General features: G+C 76.8%; 1 protein-coding gene. It reads left to right on the forward strand.

Translation table 11 applies throughout. The features are described 5' to 3' along the window. The coding region (locus AX737_RS21245; RefSeq protein WP_156453867.1) for a YidB family protein at positions 1-440 on the forward strand (440 nt) is incomplete at both ends.

A 440-nucleotide genomic window follows, 5' to 3' on the forward strand; every position in this document is an offset into this window, starting at 1 on the left:
GTCCCTACGGGCGCGACGGCGACAGGGGCGGCTCCGGCTCCGGCGGCTGGGACCAGGAGGGCGGCCGCCGCGACGCGCCGCTGCCGCCCGGCGATTTCAGCGACCTCTCCGGCATGCTGGACGGCCCCGGCGGGTCCCCGGATCGCGCGCCCGGCGCCGGCCCCTACGCCCATCTCGACCGCGAGCCCGGCGACCGGCCCGATCTCGGCGGCCTCGACGGCCTGATCGAGGGGTTCCGCCGCGGCGGCCTCGGCGACGTGATCGAGTCGTGGATCGGCCACGGCCAGAACCGCCCCGTCCAGCCCAACCAGCTCGCCGACGCGCTCGGCCCCGACACGCTCGGCACCCTGGAGCGCGCCACGGGGATGAACCGCGACACGCTGCTCACCCAACTCGCCCAGGTTCTCCCCGAGGTGATCAACGGCCTCACGCCGCAGGGG

This window comes from Methylobacterium sp. CCH5-D2, from assembly GCF_001556475.1.
GTDB lineage: Bacteria > Pseudomonadota > Alphaproteobacteria > Rhizobiales > Beijerinckiaceae > Methylobacterium > Methylobacterium hispanicum.